Source organism: Salinicola halophilus, from assembly GCF_003206155.1.
GTDB classification, from domain to species: Bacteria; Pseudomonadota; Gammaproteobacteria; order Pseudomonadales; family Halomonadaceae; genus Salinicola; species Salinicola halophilus.
Genome location: NZ_PZJV01000010.1, coordinates 1 through 1,811, shown reverse-complemented (window position 1 = coordinate 1,811; position 1,811 = coordinate 1). Strand labels below are relative to the sequence as shown.

Sequence of the window (1,811 nt, the reverse complement as noted above, 5' to 3'; positions counted from 1 at the left end):
ACCTATCGAGGCAAGCGACTCGTCAAGATTCGTTTGACCTTGAACCAAGTTTGGTCCGCTTTTTTCCTTCGGGAGAAGTAAGGACTATCAGACTTTAAACTGAAGAGTTTGATCATGGCTCAGATTGAACGCTGGCGGCAGGCCTAACACATGCAAGTCGAGCGGCAGCACGGGGAGCTTGCTCCCTGGTGGCGAGCGGCGGACGGGTGAGTAATGCATAGGAATCTGCCCGGTAGTGGGGGATAACGTGGGGAAACCCACGCTAATACCGCATACGTCCTACGGGAGAAAGCGGAGGATCTTCGGACTTCGCGCTATCGGATGAGCCTATGTCGGATTAGCTAGTTGGTAAGGTAACGGCTTACCAAGGCGACGATCCGTAGCTGGTCTGAGAGGATGATCAGCCACACTGGGACTGAGACACGGCCCAGACTCCTACGGGAGGCAGCAGTGGGGAATATTGGACAATGGGCGAAAGCCTGATCCAGCCATGCCGCGTGTGTGAAGAAGGCTTTCGGGTTGTAAAGCACTTTCAGCGAGGAAGAAAGCCTGTCGGTTAATACCCGGCAGGAACGACATCACTCGCAGAAGAAGCACCGGCTAACTCCGTGCCAGCAGCCGCGGTAATACGGAGGGTGCGAGCGTTAATCGGAATTACTGGGCGTAAAGCGCGCGTAGGTGGCTTGGCACGCCAGGTGTGAAAGCCCCGGGCTCAACCTGGGAACGGCATCTGGAACGGCCAAGCTAGAGTGCAGGAGAGGAAGGTGGAATTCCCGGTGTAGCGGTGAAATGCGTAGAGATCGGGAGGAATACCAGTGGCGAAGGCGGCCTTCTGGCCTGACACTGACACTGAGGTGCGAAAGCGTGGGTAGCAAACAGGATTAGATACCCTGGTAGTCCACGCCGTAAACGATGTCGACTAGCCGTTGGGACCTTTAAGGACTTAGTGGCGCAGTTAACGCGATAAGTCGACCGCCTGGGGAGTACGGCCGCAAGGTTAAAACTCAAATGAATTGACGGGGGCCCGCACAAGCGGTGGAGCATGTGGTTTAATTCGATGCAACGCGAAGAACCTTACCTACCCTTGACATCCTGCGAACCCGGAAGAGATTCCGGGGTGCCTTCGGGAACGCAGTGACAGGTGCTGCATGGCTGTCGTCAGCTCGTGTTGTGAAATGTTGGGTTAAGTCCCGTAACGAGCGCAACCCTTGTCCTTATTTGCCAGCGATTCGGTCGGGAACTCTAAGGAGACTGCCGGTGACAAACCGGAGGAAGGTGGGGACGACGTCAAGTCATCATGGCCCTTACGGGTAGGGCTACACACGTGCTACAATGGCCGGTACAAAGGGTTGCGAGACCGCGAGGTGGAGCGAATCCCATAAAGCCGGCCTCAGTCCGGATCGGAGTCTGCAACTCGACTCCGTGAAGTCGGAATCGCTAGTAATCGTGAATCAGAATGTCACGGTGAATACGTTCCCGGGCCTTGTACACACCGCCCGTCACACCATGGGAGTGGACTGCACCAGAAGTGGTTAGCTTAACCTTCGGGAGAGCGATCACCACGGTGTGGTTCATGACTGGGGTGAAGTCGTAACAAGGTAGCCGTAGGGGAACCTGCGGCTGGATCACCTCCTTAAACGATGAACGAAGCGCGGTTCAAGCGCTCACAATCAATTACCTGATCGACCAAGAGCAATGACTGTTTGGGTCACGGACCCAGTGGTAAAGCCGGGTCTGTAGCTCAGTTGGTTAGAGCGCACCCCTGATAAGGGTGAGGTCGGCAGTTCGAGTCTGCCCAGACCCACCAAATT

General features: G+C 55.7%; 1 tRNA gene and 1 rRNA gene. Both read left to right on the top strand.

Features of this window, described 5'->3' with window-relative positions:
- The first annotated feature begins 96 nt into the window (after positions 1–96).
- Positions 97–1,636 (top strand): 16S ribosomal RNA (locus tag DOM33_RS16035).
- A gap of 94 nt (positions 1,637–1,730) precedes the next feature.
- Positions 1,731–1,807 (top strand) — tRNA-Ile (locus DOM33_RS16030).
- Positions 1,808–1,811: the final 4 nt, after the last annotated feature.